Origin of the sequence: Vibrio methylphosphonaticus, from assembly GCF_023634655.1 — a bacterium.
GTDB classification, from domain to species: Bacteria; Pseudomonadota; Gammaproteobacteria; order Enterobacterales; family Vibrionaceae; genus Vibrio; species Vibrio methylphosphonaticus.
This window is the reverse complement of sequence record NZ_JAMKMS010000001.1, coordinates 177,119-193,985: the sequence shown is the minus strand read 5'-3', so window position 1 is coordinate 193,985 and position 16,867 is coordinate 177,119. Positions and strand designations below refer to the sequence as shown.

The window sequence follows — 16,867 nt, the reverse complement described above, 5'->3', positions numbered from 1 at the left end:
TTCGGTTTACCCCATTACTAATGCTTAAACTGCTGTTGTACATGATAGTAGAAAGAACTTACTTTGTACCACTTAGCAATGAGTTTGGTTAATTACTTAGCAAGCCGTTAACTAATATAAATATTATAGTAACGTAATGAATTAATGAGATTTATTGTTATTTCTAGTGGCGAATAAGCCAATCGAGCTTGATATCCGTCGCAAAATTTCAGTGTACGAGGCTACTCCCGTGAGTGAAATCCTAACGATATCTCACCATTTTTTCGTATGATAAAATAAGTTTTATGATCTCGCTAGCAAAAAGCCTCTGTTTTGGTGAAAACTGGTGATTATGATCACAATTAGGGAGGTTTTAATTTGCGGAGCAAAATTAATTTCATAAACTGGGTAGGACTAAATTGAACGGCTAAAATAAGTCGTCCAAAATTCTAAATTCCTATAGGGGGAACACACGGTGAATATACTAGGATATGCACAGAAGCTCGGGAAGGCGTTGATGCTCCCAATTGCGACGCTTCCAATCGCAGCACTACTACTTCGTTTGGGTCAGCCTGACCTTTTAGACATCCCGTTTATGGCACAAGCAGGTGGCGCAATCTTTGGTGAGCTACCTTTACTATTCGGTTTGGGTATTGCGATCGGTCTTTCTAAAGATGGCAACGGTGCGGCAGGTCTTGCTGGTGCAGTGGCTTACTTTGTTCTAACGGCGACAGCAACGACAATTAACGCAGACGTTAACATGTCTTTCTTCGGCGGTATCTTCGCAGGTATCATCGCAGGTCACTCTTACAACGCATTCAGCACAACGCGTTTGCCTGAATGGTTGGCATTCTTCTCTGGTAAGCGTCTGGTACCAATTATGGCGGGTCTATTCGCTCTAGTTGCGGGTGCGCTTTCTGGTGTGATTTGGCCTAGTATTCAATCTGGCCTAGACGCATTAGCACACGCAGTATCAACGTCTGGTGCTGTTGGTCAATTCGTTTACGGTACACTTAACCGTGCTCTTATTCCTGTAGGTCTTCACCATGTTCTTAACTCATACTTCTGGTTCGGTATGGGTACATGTCAAGAAATTCTAGTATCTGGCGCACAAGCTGCTGGTCAAGCGCTTCCTGCTATTCAACAACTTTGTGTTGACCCTGCTCTTGCTAAGACTCTAGTTGCTGGTCAAACACATACATTTGAATTTGCTAACTCAGTAACACCTGAAATCACGGCGACAGTGAAAGAAGTGACGGAAACTGTTAAGTCTGGTGATCTTCACCGTTACTTCGGCGGCGATAAAGGCGCTGGCGTATTCATGAACGGCTTCTTCCCAGTCATGATGTTTGGTCTGCCTGGTGCTGCACTTGCAATGTACCTAGCGGCACCTGCTGAAAAACGTAGCCAAGTTGGTGGCGCACTGTTCTCAGTAGCATTCTGTTCATTCCTAACAGGTATCACAGAGCCTCTAGAGTTTATGTTCGTGTTCCTAGCGCCTGCTCTATACGCAATGCACGCCGTGTTCACTGGTCTGTCTCTAGTCGTTGCTAACATGTTCGGCACACTACACGGCTTTGGTTTCTCTGCAGGTCTTATTGACTTCGTATTGAACTGGGGTCTAGCGACTAAACCATTCGTACTACTACTTATCGGTTTAGGCTTTGGTGCGCTTTACTTCTTCACTTTCAGCTTCGCAATCCGCGCTTTCAACTTGAAGTCGCCAGGTCGTGAAGATGATGATGAAGCTACACCTGCAGTAGCTGGTGATGCACCTAAAGGTGACCTAGCTCGTCAATACCTAAAAGCGCTGGGTGGTCACGACAACCTAACGTCTATCGATGCATGTATCACTCGTTTACGTCTTACTCTAAAAGACCGTTCAGTAGCGGATGAAGTTGTACTTAAGAAACTTGGCGCGAAAGGCGTAGTTAAGCTAGGTGAAAATAACCTACAAGTTATCTTAGGTCCTCTAGCGGAAATCGTTGCTGGCGAAATGAAAGCAATCGGCGCTGGCGAAGACCTATCGGATGTTAAACTTCCTTAGGCTAAAACCTAACTAAGTTGTTTAAGTCTTAAAAAGCTTAAGTATTAAGAACATCGGTCTTAAACACATAAGTTAAAAAACCTCTCTTCGGAGAGGTTTTTTTTGTTTAGGCTGATAAGATTCGCATTGAGCTAAGCGATAAGTGAAAATAATCCCTATAAAGTGCGAGTTATTGTTGTGGTTTTCCGAAGAATTGTGGATCATTGGAGCCTATACAATCTGACAATACTAAACCATAGAGGTGTTATAGATGAGTGAAGCTGAGGCTCGTCCATCGAACTTTATCCGCCAAATCATTGATAAAGATTTAGCCGATGGCAAACATACTAGCGTGCATACTCGTTTTCCGCCGGAACCGAATGGTTACCTGCACATCGGTCACGCGAAATCTATTTGTTTGAACTTCGGTATTGCTCAGGACTATCAAGGCCAATGTAACTTACGTTTTGATGATACGAACCCTGAAAAAGAAGACGTTGAATACGTTGAATCGATCAAGAGTGATGTGAGCTGGTTAGGCTTTGATTGGTCTGGTGACATTTGTTATTCATCGAACTACTTCGATAAGCTATATGACTATGCTGTTGAGCTAATTAACAAAGGCTTGGCATATGTTGATGAGCTAAGTCCAGAGCAAATCCGTGAATACCGTGGTTCATTAACGGCACCGGGTAAAGCAAGTCCGTATCGCGATCGCAGCGCTGAAGAGAACCTTGCGCTATTTGAAAAGATGCGCGCCGGTGACTTTGCTGAAGGTAAAGCGTGTTTACGTGCCAAAATTGACATGGGTTCATCATTTATGGTGATGCGTGATCCGGTGTTATACCGTGTGCGTTTTGCCGAGCATCATCAAACAGGTAACAAGTGGTGCATCTATCCGATGTACGATTTTACACACTGTATCTCTGATGCGCTTGAGGGAATCACCCACTCATTGTGTACACTGGAATTCCAAGACAACCGTCGCTTGTACGACTGGGTTTTAGAAAACATCACAATTGATTGTCAGCCTCATCAGTATGAGTTTAGCCGTCTGAATCTTGAGTATACGGTGATGTCTAAGCGTAAACTCAGCCAGCTGGTGTCTGAAAACTTAGTGAATGGTTGGGATGACCCACGTATGCCGACGATCTCTGGTCTTCGTCGCCGTGGCTTTACTCCTGCGTCTATCCGTGAGTTTTGTAAGCGTATTGGCGTCACTAAGCAAGAGAACATGATTGAATTTGGTTCACTTGAGTCTTGTATCCGTGATGACCTGAATGAAAACGCGCCTCGTGCCATGTCTGTGTTGGAGCCAGTAAAAGTAATCATTGAGAACTTTGCTGCTGACGCATCGGAAACACTGAATATTGCGAATCATCCAAATAAACCAGAGATGGGTAGCCGTGAAGTTCCATTTACTCGTGAGTTATGGATTGAGCGTGATGACTTCCGTGAAGAAGCAAACAAAAAATATAAACGTTTAGTGCTTGGCAAAGAAGTTCGCTTACGTGGCGCTTATGTGATTAAAGCTGAACGCATTGAGAAAGATGCCGAAGGTAATATTACGACTATTTTCTGTAGCTACGACGATGAGACATTGGGTAAAAACCCAGCGGATGGTCGCAAAGTAAAAGGCGTTATTCATTGGGTATCGGCTGATAAAGGCTTACCTGCTCAGATTCGTCTTTATGATCGTTTATTCACGGTTGCTAATCCAGCGGCGGAAGATGATTTTGCTGCGGCAATTAACCCAGAGTCATTAGTCGTGTTAAACGGTTTTGTCGAGCCAAGTTTAGCAACAGCGACGGCAGAACAGGGTTATCAGTTTGAGCGTACAGGATACTTCTGTATTGATAGCAAAGACTCACAGCAAGACGCTCTCGTGTTTAATCGCACGGTAGGACTGCGTGATACTTGGGCTAAAATCGAAACAAACTAATACTGCCGTTTAAACGGGGCCTAAAGATCCTAATGTTAGGTTCTTTAGGCATAAAAAAACCAGCTCATGAGCTGGTTTTTTTTATTACGATCTTGAGTTAGTGCTAGCTTGGTTTGTGAGCTTTAGGGTTATCTTTACAAGCACCACCAATGCATTTGCCGTACAGATATAGGCTATGGTTGGTCAATTCAATATTGTATCTTGCCGCAATTTCCTTTTGGCGAGTTTCAATCATGTCATCAGAGAATTCAATCACTTCACCACAATCTAAACAAACTAGGTGGTCATGGTGATGTTGGGTGGATAATTCAAAAACGGACTTACCACCTTCAAAGTGGTGACGAGTCACGATACCTGCATCGTCGAATTGGTTAAGGACACGATAAACGGTGGCCAATCCAATTTCTTCACCCAAATCAATGAGTTTTTTGTACAAATCCTCAGCGCTAATATGCTGATATTCAGGCTTTTGTAATACTTCTAGAATCTTTAGTCTAGGCAGTGTGACTTTAAGGCCGGCATCTTTAAGTGCTTTGTTATTGTCTGACATATACTTTCCTGTGATGATCTGCAGCAATAAACAGATGTCAATAATCTGTGTTCATTATAGGGTACTAAGGCTTAACAATAAACCACGAAGTTCAAGGGGTTACTTACTAATAGCATAGAACTCGAACTCGGTCACTTTACATACACATCTGACCAGTTACAATTTGTTTACATGTGAAACTAAATTGCCGATGGATGTGGTTACTGAATATGGATAAACGATTGGCCAAGATATACAAGCCTAACAACGTTAAGTTTGCTTTGAATATATGGCCGCCTTTTTGGGGCGCAGGAATTAAAATTTTAGACATTAGTGAGGACTTTCGAACGGTAAAGGTGCGTTTGAAACTGCGGTGGTGGAATAAAAATGCTAATCGCTCTCAGTTTGGGGGGAGCATCTTTTCCATGACGGATCCGATCTACTCACTGATGTTAATGGGCATTTTACGTGAGCAGTATTACGTATGGGATAAAGAAGCGAGCATTAACTTTATCAAACCTGGGTTTTCATGCTTGGAAGCCGAGTTTGTTGTGACACAAGGTATGTTAGATGAGATTGCTGAAAAGACAGCGTGTGGTGAAAAATGCTTTCCGGAATTTATAACTCACATTAAAGATGACACTGGCGATGTGGTGGCGACGATTCAAAGAAAGTTGTATATCCGAAAAAAACCTAAATATCGCTCATCGGAGAATGCTGATGAAGAGATGACGGTGACGTAAATAAAAAGCCTCCTTTAAAGGAGGCTTTTTAAACGTTAATCTTCTAGCTCTGCAAGACACATCTCTTCATAGAGCTGTTTCGTCCACGTTGATACGCGTTCGTCAGTCAGTTCTGGCTGACGGTCTTCATCAATACAAAGACCAACAAACTGCGAATCGTCGCCTTCAACAAGCGCTTTTGAAGCTTCAAATTCATAACCATCTGTTGAAGTGTGACCAATAACGGTGCCGCCTTTTGCTTCAACGATGTCGCGTACTGTACCCATAGCATCGCAGAAGTACTCAGCGTAATCCTCTTGATCACCACAGCCAAAAATAGCCACAAGCTTCGTTGAGAAGTCGATGCCTTCAAGTTCAGGGAAGAAGTCATCCCAATCAGCTTGAGCTTCGCCGTAATACCAAGTTGGGATACCAAGAAGAAGTAAGTCGAAGTTGTCGATATCTTCTTTACTGCTCTTCGCGATGTCTTGAACGTGAATGAGCTGTTTACCCAATTGTTTTTGGATCATCTTTGCAATAGCTTCTGTATTACCAGTATCACTACCAAAGAATAGACCTACACTTGCCATAGATTCAGTACCTTTTCATTGTCTGTTTTTGACTAAAGAAGTGGGGGATAGTTAACTAATCCCTGAGCCTTCCCAGCTGAGTTGAATTATGCCTTTGGCAATGAATCCAGCACAACCTAGAAAGAGCACTAGCCATACAATACGGCGACCAAACGTTGGGACGTTGCCTTGCTTGAGAACGTCTTTTATTGCCATGCCGATTAAAAAGAAAATCGACGCAAACAATAGATCTAATCCAATAGATTCCAACTTGTCTATGTAGTCGTAAAGCATGCTATTCCTTTATGCCAATATGCTTGCGCGAAACTATACCACTGTTAAAAGGTAAAGTTAATCCACGCTGGTCAACAAGCATTCGTTTGATGTCTAAATTAAATGAATTTACGGATCGCACGTAGTACTTCCGTGGGCTTCTCAGCATGTAACCAGTGCCCTGTTTTCGCGATCACATGCGCTTTGGGGTGAGAAAACTGTTGTTGAATGAAAGGTTGGTGCTCTGCGGTCAGGTAATCGGAGTCACCCCCTTTAATAAAGAGAACAGGCACGTCCGTTTTCGCGATGGGTTGCCAATCAAGAATATTCAGATAGTTGGCTTTAAGGGATTGGACGTTAAATCGCCACGTTAAATAATCCTCAACTTTGTAGAGCGATTTACCCAAAAATTGGCGCACGCCCTCCATTTCCACATGCTGCGCTAATTGTTGCATGGCTTCGCTACGGGTGGTCGGTTTTGTTGATAGCACGGCATCAAGGCCTGCTAAAACGTTATCATGACGTCGCGTATGATATTTTACCGGAGACATGTCGAGGACAACCAATTTCGCTATTGGACAGTGCTCACAAAGCGCCATGGCGACTTTCCCACCCATAGAATGGCCGATAATAACGGGCGATGTGATGTTGAGTGACTCAAGGAGAGTACTGACATCTTTTGCCATCATAGGGTAGCTGTGATCGCCGCTATGAAAGGACTTGCCATGATTTCTCAGGTCTATGCTGATGACGTCAAAGTCTTGTTTTAAGTCGCGAGCAAGCACCCCTAAGTTGTTAAGGTCGCCAAACAGGCCATGAATTAATACGACGGGTTGGCCACTCCCTTCTCTTTTATAGTTTAATAATGATGACATTTTTCTGTTATTCGTGATGCGTTTATCGTAGAGGTTCACGGCGGAACTCGTTATAATCATCCAGAGTTTAAACATAGAGATTGTGAAAAGCGAATGAAAACAATTGAGGTTGATGAGGATCTATACCGTTACATTGCCAGTCAAACCCACCACATTGGTGAGAGTGCTTCTGATATTTTGAGGCGACTGCTCAATGTTGATGCGTCTAAAACGGAACAGAAACCGGCCGCCGCTAAAACTATCGTTGTCAGCAAAGAAGCGCCAAAAGTAGAACAGGTTGATTTTGTTAAAGAAATGCGCACTTTGCTTATCTCTGACGAATTTGCAGGGTTAAAGAAAGCGATCGATAGATTTATGTTGGTGTTATCAACCCTTCATCGCTTAAACCCAGAAGGCTTTTCTGAAGCGACACAAGTGAAAGGTCGTAAGCGAGTATATTTCGCCGATAATGAAAATACGTTACTAGAGAGTGGCACAACAACAAAACCAAAAGCCATTCCTAATACGCCGCTGTGGGTTATAACCAATACCAATACTAGTCGCAAGCGGCAAATGGTCGAGCAGGTGATGACCGTAATGGGATTGCCTGCCGATATCGTCGAGAAAGTGACGACTTCGATTTAGAGTTTCGATTTAAACCTCATAGCGACCGACAACTGGCGGACATTATGAGGTTTTTTTTTGTTTTTTTTAGGCTTAATATTATAAGGACGTCTGTTATGGCTATCCATCCTCGAGCGGGCCAGAAGGCTCAGCAAGAAGATTTGTGCAACATCCCCGCGTTAGTATCGAATTATTTTCTCGTTCAGCCAGAACCACAGAACTTAGCGCATCGTGTTCAGTTTGGTACCTCTGGTCACCGTGGCAGTGCCGATAAAGCGACATTTAACGAAAATCATATTTTAGCGATTTCACAGGCTGTTGCTGAAGTTCGTGCACAGCATGGTACAACGGGGCCGCTATTTATTGGTAAAGACACTCATGCGCTATCTGAGCCGGCTTTTGCCAATGTGGTAGAAGTCTTGGTTGCTAATGGTGTGCATGTTGTTATTCAGGAAGACGGCGGTTACACACCAACTCCGGGCGTTTCTCACGCTATTTTGACTCATAATCTTGTCAATGACGCCAAGGCTGATGGTATTGTTATTACACCATCGCACAATCCACCACAAGATGGCGGCATTAAGTACAACCCGACGCATGGCGGTCCTGCTGAAGCTGAGCTGACTCAGGCGATTGAAGACCGTGCCAATGAAATCATTGCTGCAGAGCTAAAAGATGTCAAACGTCTTCCTATTGCAACAGCATTGAAATCTGAACTCGTCGAGTCACGTGATTTAGTTCAGCCGTATATCGATGATCTAGTCAATGTCATTGATATTGAAGCGATTCAAAAAGCTAAGCTAAAAATTGGTGTCGATCCACTAGGTGGATCTGGTATCGAATACTGGCGCCAGATCGCTAAGACGTTCAACCTTGATCTTACTTTAGTTAGTGAAGCGATTGATCCTTCTTTCCAATTTATGTCACTCGACAAAGATGGTGTGGTTCGTATGGATTGTTCCTCGCCGTACGCGATGGCGGGTCTATTGGCACTGAAAGACGATTACGACCTCGCGTTTGGTAATGATCCTGATTACGATCGCCACGGTATCGTGACACCAAAAGGCTTAATGAATCCGAATCATTACCTTGCGGTTTGTATTGATTATCTTTACCGCCACCGTACGCAATGGCGCGCCGATGTTGCCGTGGGTAAAACTTTGGTTTCAAGTGCGTTGATTGATCGCGTTGTTGCCGATCTTGGTCGCACATTATGTGAAGTTCCTGTTGGCTTTAAATGGTTCGTTGATGGACTGTATAACGGTGAGTTTGGCTTTGGTGGTGAAGAAAGCGCTGGCGCTTCGTTCCTACGTAAAGATGGCACACCATGGTCAACGGATAAAGACGGCATTATTTTATGTTTGCTTGCCGCTGAAATTACTGCGGTGACGGGTAAAAATCCGCAAGAATATTATGAAGCGCTTGCTGCTAAGCACGGTGAATCACAATATAACCGTATTCAAGCGGTGGCGAACACTGAGCAAAAAAATGTCTTGAAGAAACTTTCTCCAGACATGGTATCTGCTGAGACCTTAGCGGGAGATGCGATTACGGCACGTTTAACGCATGCTCCGGGTAATGGTGCTGCTATCGGTGGTCTTAAAGTGACCACTGAAAATGGTTGGTTTGCAGCTCGTCCATCTGGGACTGAAGATATCTATAAAATTTACTGTGAAAGTTTTAAGGGTGAAGCGCACCTTAAACTTATTGAAGCAGAAGCCCAAGAGATAGTTAACCAAGTTTTTGCTAACGCAGGACTCTAATTAACGATTAGCTCAGCTATCTTGTTCTTTATAAAAACGGTCACATTTTGTGACCGTTTTTTTTATGCAGATTCGTAAGTGGCAAATTTTAGGCAAAAAAAACACCGCCATAAAGGCGGTGTATAAAATTTGACAGACAGGTCAAAATACAGGAAGTACACACTTCGAATAGGGGATAACTAATCAAAGCATGGTGGTAGAATCTACCGAACTCGAAAATCGAGATTGCAAACACAACATCGCAAGCGCAAGTCAATTGATTCTAGAGAGAACCAAGCCGTTCAGACTCGCGTTTGCGGGATGAAATATAGAATTTCTCTGGCTGTTCGGCAATGGACAAATTATAATGTTTCAGATAAAAAAAACTAATGCATTTGAGAGTGCTCTATGTCTAGACGTTTACCCCCACTAAACTCACTGAAAGTTTTTGAAGCCGCCGCACGACATTTAAGCTTTACTCGAGCAGCGGAAGAGCTCTTTGTTACCCAAGCTGCGGTGAGTCACCAGATCAAAGCGCTTGAAGAATTTTTAGGGTTAAAGTTATTCCGACGCCGGAATCGTTCACTGCTATTAACGGAAGAAGGGCAAAGCTACTTTCTTGATATCAAAGATATCTTCACCGCCTTGTCGGAAGCGACTGACAAAGTGCTTGAGCGCAGTGAGAAAGGCGCATTGACGATTAGTTTACCGCCTAGTTTCGCCATTCAATGGTTGGTCCCACGCCTTGCCGATTTTAATGAACAAGAACCAGATATTGACGTGCGCATTAAAGCGGTTGATATGGATGAGGGCTCATTAACCGATGATGTGGATGTGGCTATTTACTATGGTCGTGGTAATTGGTCGGGTCTACGCGCGGACAAATTATACCAAGAGTTTTTGGTTCCTCTGTGTGCCCCGGCATTGCTGCTCGGAACAAAACCATTGGATACCTTAGCTGATCTATCGAAACATACCTTGTTGCATGACACGTCGCGTAAAGATTGGAAACAATTTACTAAGCAAAATGAATTGGATGGCGTCAATGTTAACCATGGTCCAATCTTTAGTCATTCTACGATGGTGTTGCAAGCCGCAGCTCATGGGCAAGGTATCGCGTTAGGTAATAACGTATTGGCACAACCGGAGTTAGATGCTGGGCGTTTGATTGCACCGTTTGATGAAGTTCTCGTTAGCAAAAATGCTTTCTACGTTGTTTGTCATGAAAAACAAGCGGATATGGGGCGTATTGCAACATTCCGAGATTGGATGTTAGCGAAAGCGCAAAAAGAACAGGAAGTATTGTTTGATGGATAATCTTATTTTTGATGGACCAGAAGGTGCTCCGATATTTTTGTTTGCTCATGGCGCGGGCGCAGGAATGGATCATGAATTCATGCAAGATGTCGCGAGTCGACTCGCAGCGAAGGAGATCAGAGTCGTGCGCTTTAACTTCCCGTATATGGTTAAGCGAGCCGAAGATGGTAAGAAGCGTCCACCTGATCGTGCTCCCAAGTTATTAGCCGCGATGACGGAAGTGATTGAACATATCGCTGGTGATAATCAGATTGTCATTGGAGGTAAGTCGATGGGAGGGCGAATGGCGTCGCTATTGTCTGAGCATGGTAGCGTGAGAGCCGTTGCTTGTTTGGGATTCCCATTTCATCCACCGGGTAAACCTGAGAACTATAAAGGCGAGCAGTTAGCCACCATCGCCAAACCTTGTTTAATTTTGCAAGGTGAGCGCGATACTTTTGGTAAGCGAGAAGAGTTTGACGAGTTTGAGTTATCAAAAGACGTCGCGGTAACATTTATCCCCGACGGCGACCATAGCTTAAAGCCAAGGAAATCCTCTGGTTTTACCGAAAGTCAAAACCGCCAAATGGCGGTTGATCGGCTTGCATTATTTGTCAAAGGAATCACGGATGTCTGTTAGTTCAATGACGCAATGCCAACGTCAATCTAGCCGTGTATTTATTATGATAGCAGCGTTGTCTGGCTTAATAAGTGTGGCATTAGGTGCCTTCGCTGCTCATGGTTTAAAAGCGATACTCGCACCATATTTGCTGGATGTTTTTCAAACGGGTGTGACGTATCAATTTCTTCATACACTGGCATTGCTGCTTTGTGCGTTACTCATCGTTAATACCGGACACGCTAATTCACAAAAGGCGTTTCATCGTGCCGCGATTTGCTTTATCATCGGCATCCTTTTCTTCAGCGGTAGTCTTTATGCACTAGCGCTGACAGGAGTGAAGTGGTTTGGACCAATCACTCCTTTAGGTGGTGTGATGTTCATGCTGGGGTGGAGCTTTCTCGCCTTAGGTGGGTATCGGATGACTGACGAAACGACCAAAGATGGAGTCAATCAGTGAAACAGTTAATGCTATATTGCCGCTCTGGATTCGAAAAAGAGTGTGCTGGTGAAATTCAAGACAAAGCAAATCAGCTTGAGGTCTTTGGTTTTCCAAGAGTAAAAAATAACTCAGGATATGTGTTATTTGAATGCTACCAAGAAGGTGATGCAGCAAAACTAGTCCGCGACATTGATTTTAAATCGCTGATCTTTGCCCGCCAGATTTTTGCTATTGCAAGTGAGCTAGAATCACTACCATCTGACGATCGTATCTCGCCAATCCTCGAGTCGTTAAGTCAGGTAGATGGCTTGCCTATGTGTGGCGACCTGCGCATCGAAACACCTGACACCAATGAAGCCAAAGAGCTATTAAAGTTCTGCCGCAAATTCACGGTGCCAGTGCGTCAAGCAATGCGCGGCAAAGGATTACTCTACAACAAAGACAACGCTAAGAAGCCGGTTTTGCATATTTGCTTTACTGAACCTGGCCACTGTTACATTGGTTACTCACTACCTGTCAATAACTCTGCGTTCTTTATGGGCATCCCTAGACTCAAGTTTCCAGCGGATGCACCGAGCCGTTCAACGCTGAAATTGGAAGAAGCCTTCCATGTATTCATTCCAAAAGAAGAATGGGATACGCGTCTTGCTTCTGGCATGTGGGGGGTTGATTTAGGTGCTTGTCCTGGCGGCTGGACTTATCAGTTAGTGCGTCGCTCTATGTTTGTTCATGCGATTGATAATGGCATGATGGCAGATAGCCTAATGGATACAGGGCAAGTGAAACACCATCAAGCGGATGGCTTTAAATTTGAGCCTCCTCGTAAGAATGTGACGTGGTTGGTTTGCGATATGATTGAAAAGCCTTCACGTGTAGCACAACTTATGGGTGAATGGTTAATCAAAGGCTGGGCTAAAGAGACGATTTTCAACCTTAAGTTGCCAATGAAAGGCCGCTATGACGAAGTACTTCAGGATATTGAAAACCTGAAAATCTTTTTAATAGAAAATAAGGTGAAGTTTACGCTTCAAGCGAAGCATTTGTATCATGACCGCGAAGAAATCACGGTACATATTCAAGTGTTATCGAATATCTCACCGCATTAATACTGATAAGATTCTCGGCTCCTAGACGATATGTTTTAGACTATATGTTTATAGGAGCCAAGGGTCTTGTTTGTCGGTACCTACCCTTCTATTCCTTTTCCTCTTCGAAGCGAATATCTTGCAAGTTAAAGCCTAGCTCTATGTCGGTTTTTAATGACGAGATCTGTTTACACTTGCGTGCAATGTCGATGTGCTCGTCCAGCTTCTTACGATATTTTTTGGGTAACTCTTCACCTAAAAACGCAGCTTCAATACTGTCATATTGCGTCAGGATCTCTTTGGCAGCTTTAGGGCCCACTCCTGGAACGCCTGACACTTGTGAGGAACTTACGCCTGTTAATCCCCAATAGTCGGCAAGCTGCGCGGGTTTAACGCCAAATTCAGCCTCGATGAAGGGGGCATCAAGCCAACGATGTTGGAAATAGTCTCGGATCTGTAGTGTCGGTGATAACAGCTGACAATAGCCTTTATCTGTTGAGATGATAGTGACCTTTTCGCCATGACTTGCAACCTTAACTGCTAGGGTTGCGACCAAGTCGTCCGCTTCATCGCCCTCGGACAGTAGTGAATCAATCCCCAGCTGCCACCAAGCATCTTGAACTTTTTCTAGCCCTAAATAGAGCTGTTCAGGCATGGGTTTGCGGTTTTGCTTATATTCAGGAAGAATTTCCGCTCGCCAACCGCGATCTTGGTCATGGTGATCAAAAACCGCAATAATATGAGTCGGCTCAGATTCTTTGATGATTCGCTTTAGCGTGCGGGTTGTCGTGAGGATAGTGCGATCAATATCTTCTGGGTCTGGTTGTACGGCATGCACTCGTCGAAGAAGATTAAGTGCATCAATGATAACAAGATGAATAGACATAAAAAAAGACCACAGAATAACGTGGCCTTATTGTAATGAATCTCTCGAGTAGTTTCAGACTTTTATTCGCGATTAGCTATCTTGTAACAAGGGATATATTCGGAACCAGGAAGTTTCATCCGTTGTTGCTGAACGAAATCACCTAGCAGTTTGTCCATTTTTGTCATGAGGGCTATGTCGCCATCAATTAAGAATGGTCCGTGCTTTTCTATTTCTAGAATGCCTTCTGCCTTAACATTGCCTGCAACAATCCCCGAAAATGCTTGCCTAAGCGCTGCTGCGAGGTTTTCGGGTCGTTGATTAAGGTGTAAGTCTAATCCCGCCATATTGTCATGTGTTGGGTCAAACGGGAGTTGAAACTCAGGCTCAATATGTAACGACCAATTGTAGCTGTATGCATCGCCATTTTTCTTACGATGCTCACGGACATCAGGCATGGCATTTTTCATGACTCTGGCCGCTTGTGCAGGGTCATCAATAATAATTTGGTAGTGCTTTTGTGCTTCTTCACCCAATGTATCTCGAACAAACTCATCAATAGAGCGAAAATAGGCTTCACTTTCTTTTGGTCCAGTCAGCACAATAGGTAGCGGCTGTTCGGCATTGTCAGGGTGCATCATGATCCCCAGAATATAGAGTAGCTCTTCAGCGGTTCCTGGTCCTCCAGGGAAGATGATAATGCCGTGTGCCATGCGTACGAATGCTTCCAAACGTTTTTCTATATCTGGCATGATGACCAGCTCGTTCACGATTGGGTTCGGTGGCTCTGCGGCGATGATAGAAGGTTCGGTTAGCCCTAAGTAGCGTTTTTCTGTGTAGCGTTGCTTTGCGTGACCAATGGCCGCGCCTTTCATTGGTCCTTCCATTGCACCGGGTCCACAGCCGGTACAAATATTGAGTTCTCGGAGCCCCAATTCATTGCCGACTTCTCGGGTATATTGATATTCGGTTGGGTTGATAGAGTGTCCCCCCCAACACACAATGAGGTTAGGCTCAATGCCGGGAGTCAGTGCTCGAGCGTTACGTAAAATACCAAACACTAGGTTGGTGATATGAGTGGAATTGGTGAGATTAAGGCGTTGGCTATCAGCAAGGTGCATATTAACGTAGACAATGTCGCGTAACACCGCAAATAGGTGCTCTTGAATCCCTTTAATAATTTGCCCATCAACAAATGCGTGCTCGGGGGGGTTAGCCAACTCTAGCTTGATGCCACGCTCACGTCGCATGACATTGACGTCAAAGGAGAGATGTTTGTCCAGTAGCTCTTTTGAGTTGTCCGTGTGGCTCCCAGAATTAAGTACCGCAAGCGTACAATTTCGATAGAGCTGGTAGAGGTCACTGGAGGCGGTTTTTTTAAGGCGCTCAACTTCAAGCTGAGAAAGAAGGTCCATGCTGCCAGCAGGACTGATATGAGTGATCATAGGCATTTCCTTTGTCTAGAACCAAAAGCGATTGCCAACCAAGGCGAAGAGACAGTACATGGATAGGTGCGGTACTGAATGTAAGGGAGGGCAATGCATTAGCCATAATTAGTATTGTTATAAACCACAACTCGTTAATACTTAACGACATAGGTTAGTTATTAGACTAGCAAATATAAGGTAACTTTCTATCACTATTTATCAATGACAGTGGACTACGCCTTCCATGCAAACTGGTTTGGCCCCAGTTTTTTGGTTTGTACTAAGATTTGGTTTAGGCGCTCGAGAACTTCGTCTGGGGTGTCGTTCTGATGGAACTCAGTGCTCGCTGCAGACAAGGTAATGGTAATGAGTTGCTCTTTGAATTTAAATGGTAAGCTACTAATTTTAGACTGAATTTCTTGAATTATTTTCTGGCAATACGCGTCGTTTTGCTCTGGCATGATTAACATGAATTCTTCCCCAGCAAAACGAGCCACTGTGTCAGTATTCGCCACAGTATTCGCAATGGTTTTTGCGATAATCTTTAGTGCTTTGTCTCCAGCACTATAGCCAAAATTGTGGTTAATACTTTTAAATTTGTCGATATCAAGAATCACAAGACGCAAAGAGTGCTGATTTTTCAACCATCGACGATACTCTAGTTCGAGTTTATCTAGCAAAGCGGCACGGTTGTAAACTTTGGTTAGAGGGTCGGTAAGAAGTCGTTTAGATTGATCTTCTAGCCTGCGACGATAATCTTGCGTCACATCAAATAGGCTTTCCAATTGATTATTATTGTGTTGCATCCGATCTAGTAAGACTTGCTCTCTTACTTCCGCATGCTGTAAACGCTCCGTCAATGATGCCAATTGCGTTAACACAGGTTCCATTGCCCGTTTTACGGTTTCTAGATCCTGACTTTTACTCATTGTCGACTGACTGCTGGTCACTAGTGAACCAAGTTCTTGGTGTATTTGTTGTCTTTGTTCAAAGTAAACTTGGTTTTGGTCTAAGTTTTGACTGCCATTTTTTAGCGAGTTAGCAAGAGAAACATTAACTTGCTCTAAAAATTGTTCTGATGTTTTTCTTTCATAGTTTGTTGCATCGATAACTAAACGTAGCACGCTCAAGGTGAGCTCTAGCAGGGTATCGCCGGACAATTCCATTAACAATTTACTGCGGACTTCGAGCAGTTGCTCTCCTGATTCACCTTCAAAGTCGAGTTCCGTAATGAGGTTCTGTAGCTCCTCATTTAAGCCGATAAGTAGATGCTGGTTGTGCGGTTTTATCTCTTGCTCTTTTGAGGTCAGAGCGCTGTTTGATGAGATTATTTTTACCGCGCGCTCATAGATACTTAGGAGCTTGATGGCATTGTCGGTTTTTTTGAAGCTGTGCTTGTCACTGTAGGTAAGAACAACCCGCAAATCGCGCTTGATCTGTGCGGGTAGACCAGAAACTCGCTGCAGCGTTTCACCGCTGCGACGTAACTGTTCGTCCAAAGAGGTATTTTGTTTCTCTACCGCAGCAGATTTTTGAGCAATAAGGCGCTCTAAAATGGCAAAGCGAGGGATCAGGCTACTGATGTCGGCGTTGTGTTCTAACTCGTGACGAAGCTCGACTAGTTTTTCATCAATACGAGGATGAGAACCAATATGGGCACGGCTGAGCGTAGAGATAAACCGCTTAAGTACGGTTTGCTCTCGTCGGCTTTTAAGAGATGCATCTCTTTGAGCAAGACGTAACTGTTCCAGCTGTACTTTTAACAGATGGAGTTGCTCTAATGTATCACTTTCAGATAGGCCCATAAATTCTAGAAAAACTAATCAGTTGTATTGTTATTGATGCATTAAATGATAATAACAAAAAACATCTC

At 43.8% G+C, this 16,867-nt stretch carries 16 protein-coding genes; 9 read left to right on the top strand and 7 right to left on the bottom strand.

The annotated features are described in order from the left end of the window. Positions 1-454: 454 nt before the first annotated feature. Together nagE and glnS are read left to right on the top strand one after the other, a co-directional pair. Entirely contained in the window at positions 455-2,026 is a 1,572-nt protein-coding gene (gene nagE / locus M9196_RS00900) for an N-acetylglucosamine-specific PTS transporter subunit IIBC (RefSeq protein WP_250615649.1), read from the top strand. A gap of 250 nt (positions 2,027-2,276) precedes the next feature. Further along, a complete protein-coding gene (glnS, locus tag M9196_RS00895; RefSeq protein WP_250615648.1) occupies positions 2,277-3,947 on the top strand; it encodes a glutamine--tRNA ligase in 1,671 nt (556 codons plus the stop codon). Positions 3,948-4,050: 103 nt separating this feature from the next. Here glnS and fcrX read toward each other — a convergent pair whose 3' ends face one another. After that, on the bottom strand, positions 4,051-4,497 hold the full coding sequence (gene fcrX, locus M9196_RS00890; protein ID WP_250615647.1) for a ferric iron uptake transcriptional regulator FcrX: 447 nt from the start codon (positions 4,495-4,497) through the stop codon (positions 4,051-4,053). Between the two features lie 209 nt (positions 4,498-4,706). Between fcrX and M9196_RS00885 the strand changes: the two genes are divergently transcribed. Further along, positions 4,707-5,219 (top strand): DUF4442 domain-containing protein, encoded by a 513-nt coding sequence (locus M9196_RS00885; RefSeq protein ID WP_250615646.1) that lies wholly within the window; start codon positions 4,707-4,709, stop codon positions 5,217-5,219. A gap of 35 nt (positions 5,220-5,254) precedes the next feature. Here M9196_RS00885 and fldA read toward each other — a convergent pair whose 3' ends face one another. The 3 genes from fldA to M9196_RS00870 all read right to left on the bottom strand — a co-directional run bounded on the left by fldA (position 5,255) and on the right by M9196_RS00870 (position 6,915). Beyond that, positions 5,255-5,788 (bottom strand): flavodoxin FldA, encoded by a 534-nt coding sequence (fldA, locus tag M9196_RS00880; RefSeq protein WP_250615645.1) that lies wholly within the window; start codon positions 5,786-5,788, stop codon positions 5,255-5,257. Between the two features lie 51 nt (positions 5,789-5,839). Further along, positions 5,840-6,061 (bottom strand): DUF2788 domain-containing protein, encoded by a 222-nt coding sequence (locus M9196_RS00875; RefSeq protein WP_250615644.1) that lies wholly within the window; start codon positions 6,059-6,061, stop codon positions 5,840-5,842. Between the two features lie 98 nt (positions 6,062-6,159). Next, complete coding sequence (locus M9196_RS00870) at positions 6,160-6,915, bottom strand: alpha/beta fold hydrolase (RefSeq protein WP_250615643.1); 756 nt, start codon at positions 6,913-6,915, stop codon at positions 6,160-6,162. A 93-nt stretch (positions 6,916-7,008) separates the two neighbouring features. Between M9196_RS00870 and seqA the strand changes: the two genes are divergently transcribed. The 6 genes from seqA to rlmM all read left to right on the top strand — a co-directional run bounded on the left by seqA (position 7,009) and on the right by rlmM (position 12,723). After that, positions 7,009-7,539, top strand: a complete 531-nt coding sequence (gene seqA / locus M9196_RS00865; protein ID WP_250615642.1) for a replication initiation negative regulator SeqA — start codon at positions 7,009-7,011, stop codon at positions 7,537-7,539. Between the two features lie 95 nt (positions 7,540-7,634). Further along, positions 7,635-9,281 (top strand): phosphoglucomutase (alpha-D-glucose-1,6-bisphosphate-dependent), encoded by a 1,647-nt coding sequence (gene pgm, locus M9196_RS00860; protein ID WP_250615641.1) that lies wholly within the window; start codon positions 7,635-7,637, stop codon positions 9,279-9,281. A gap of 387 nt (positions 9,282-9,668) precedes the next feature. Beyond that, positions 9,669-10,577, top strand: coding sequence for a transcriptional regulator GcvA (locus M9196_RS00855; RefSeq protein WP_250615640.1), 909 nt, complete (start codon positions 9,669-9,671; stop codon positions 10,575-10,577). Then, positions 10,570-11,196, top strand: a complete 627-nt coding sequence (locus tag M9196_RS00850; protein WP_250615639.1) for an alpha/beta family hydrolase — start codon at positions 10,570-10,572, stop codon at positions 11,194-11,196. The genes M9196_RS00855 and M9196_RS00850 overlap by 8 nt, the downstream gene beginning before the upstream one ends. Continuing rightward, positions 11,186-11,635, top strand: a complete 450-nt coding sequence (locus M9196_RS00845) for a DUF423 domain-containing protein (RefSeq protein ID WP_406707597.1) — start codon at positions 11,186-11,188, stop codon at positions 11,633-11,635. Before M9196_RS00850 ends, M9196_RS00845 begins: the two co-directional genes overlap by 11 nt. After that, entirely contained in the window at positions 11,632-12,723 is a 1,092-nt protein-coding gene (gene rlmM, locus M9196_RS00840; RefSeq protein ID WP_250615638.1) for a 23S rRNA (cytidine(2498)-2'-O)-methyltransferase RlmM, read from the top strand. The genes M9196_RS00845 and rlmM overlap by 4 nt, the downstream gene beginning before the upstream one ends. An 88-nt stretch (positions 12,724-12,811) precedes the next feature. On the opposite strand, the gene xni is transcribed toward rlmM, so the two are convergent. The 3 genes from xni to M9196_RS00825 all read right to left on the bottom strand — a co-directional run bounded on the left by xni (position 12,812) and on the right by M9196_RS00825 (position 16,799). Then, positions 12,812-13,588 (bottom strand): flap endonuclease Xni, encoded by a 777-nt coding sequence (xni, locus tag M9196_RS00835; RefSeq protein WP_250615637.1) that lies wholly within the window; start codon positions 13,586-13,588, stop codon positions 12,812-12,814. 62 nt (positions 13,589-13,650) lie between these two features. Next, the gene (ppnN, locus tag M9196_RS00830; RefSeq protein WP_250615636.1) at positions 13,651-15,012 is read right to left on the bottom strand and encodes a nucleotide 5'-monophosphate nucleosidase PpnN; all 1,362 of its coding nucleotides are present in this window, start codon (positions 15,010-15,012) and stop codon (positions 13,651-13,653) included. Positions 15,013-15,227: 215 nt separating this feature from the next. Continuing rightward, positions 15,228-16,799 (bottom strand): GGDEF domain-containing protein, encoded by a 1,572-nt coding sequence (locus M9196_RS00825; RefSeq protein WP_250615635.1) that lies wholly within the window; start codon positions 16,797-16,799, stop codon positions 15,228-15,230. Positions 16,800-16,867 lie beyond the last annotated feature (68 nt).

Excerpts from the sequence above, each read along its gene's own strand:
- glnS (WP_250615648.1), top strand. The coding sequence starts at position 2,277 with ATGAGTGAAGCTGAGGCTCGTCCATCGAACTTTATCCGCCAAATCATT.
- fcrX (WP_250615647.1), bottom strand. The coding sequence starts at position 4,497 with ATGTCAGACAATAACAAAGCACTTAAAGATGCCGGCCTTAAAGTCACA.
- M9196_RS00885 (WP_250615646.1), top strand. The coding sequence starts at position 4,707 with ATGGATAAACGATTGGCCAAGATATACAAGCCTAACAACGTTAAGTTT.
- fldA (WP_250615645.1), bottom strand. The coding sequence starts at position 5,788 with ATGGCAAGTGTAGGTCTATTCTTTGGTAGTGATACTGGTAATACAGAA.
- M9196_RS00875 (WP_250615644.1), bottom strand. The coding sequence starts at position 6,061 with ATGCTTTACGACTACATAGACAAGTTGGAATCTATTGGATTAGATCTA.
- M9196_RS00870 (WP_250615643.1), bottom strand. The coding sequence starts at position 6,915 with ATGTCATCATTATTAAACTATAAAAGAGAAGGGAGTGGCCAACCCGTC.
- seqA (WP_250615642.1), top strand. The coding sequence starts at position 7,009 with ATGAAAACAATTGAGGTTGATGAGGATCTATACCGTTACATTGCCAGT.
- pgm (WP_250615641.1), top strand. The coding sequence starts at position 7,635 with ATGGCTATCCATCCTCGAGCGGGCCAGAAGGCTCAGCAAGAAGATTTG.
- M9196_RS00855 (WP_250615640.1), top strand. The coding sequence starts at position 9,669 with ATGTCTAGACGTTTACCCCCACTAAACTCACTGAAAGTTTTTGAAGCC.
- M9196_RS00850 (WP_250615639.1), top strand. The coding sequence starts at position 10,570 with ATGGATAATCTTATTTTTGATGGACCAGAAGGTGCTCCGATATTTTTG.
- M9196_RS00845 (WP_406707597.1), top strand. The coding sequence starts at position 11,186 with ATGTCTGTTAGTTCAATGACGCAATGCCAACGTCAATCTAGCCGTGTA.
- xni (WP_250615637.1), bottom strand. The coding sequence starts at position 13,588 with ATGTCTATTCATCTTGTTATCATTGATGCACTTAATCTTCTTCGACGA.
- ppnN (WP_250615636.1), bottom strand. The coding sequence starts at position 15,012 with ATGATCACTCATATCAGTCCTGCTGGCAGCATGGACCTTCTTTCTCAG.
- M9196_RS00825 (WP_250615635.1), bottom strand. The coding sequence starts at position 16,799 with ATGGGCCTATCTGAAAGTGATACATTAGAGCAACTCCATCTGTTAAAA.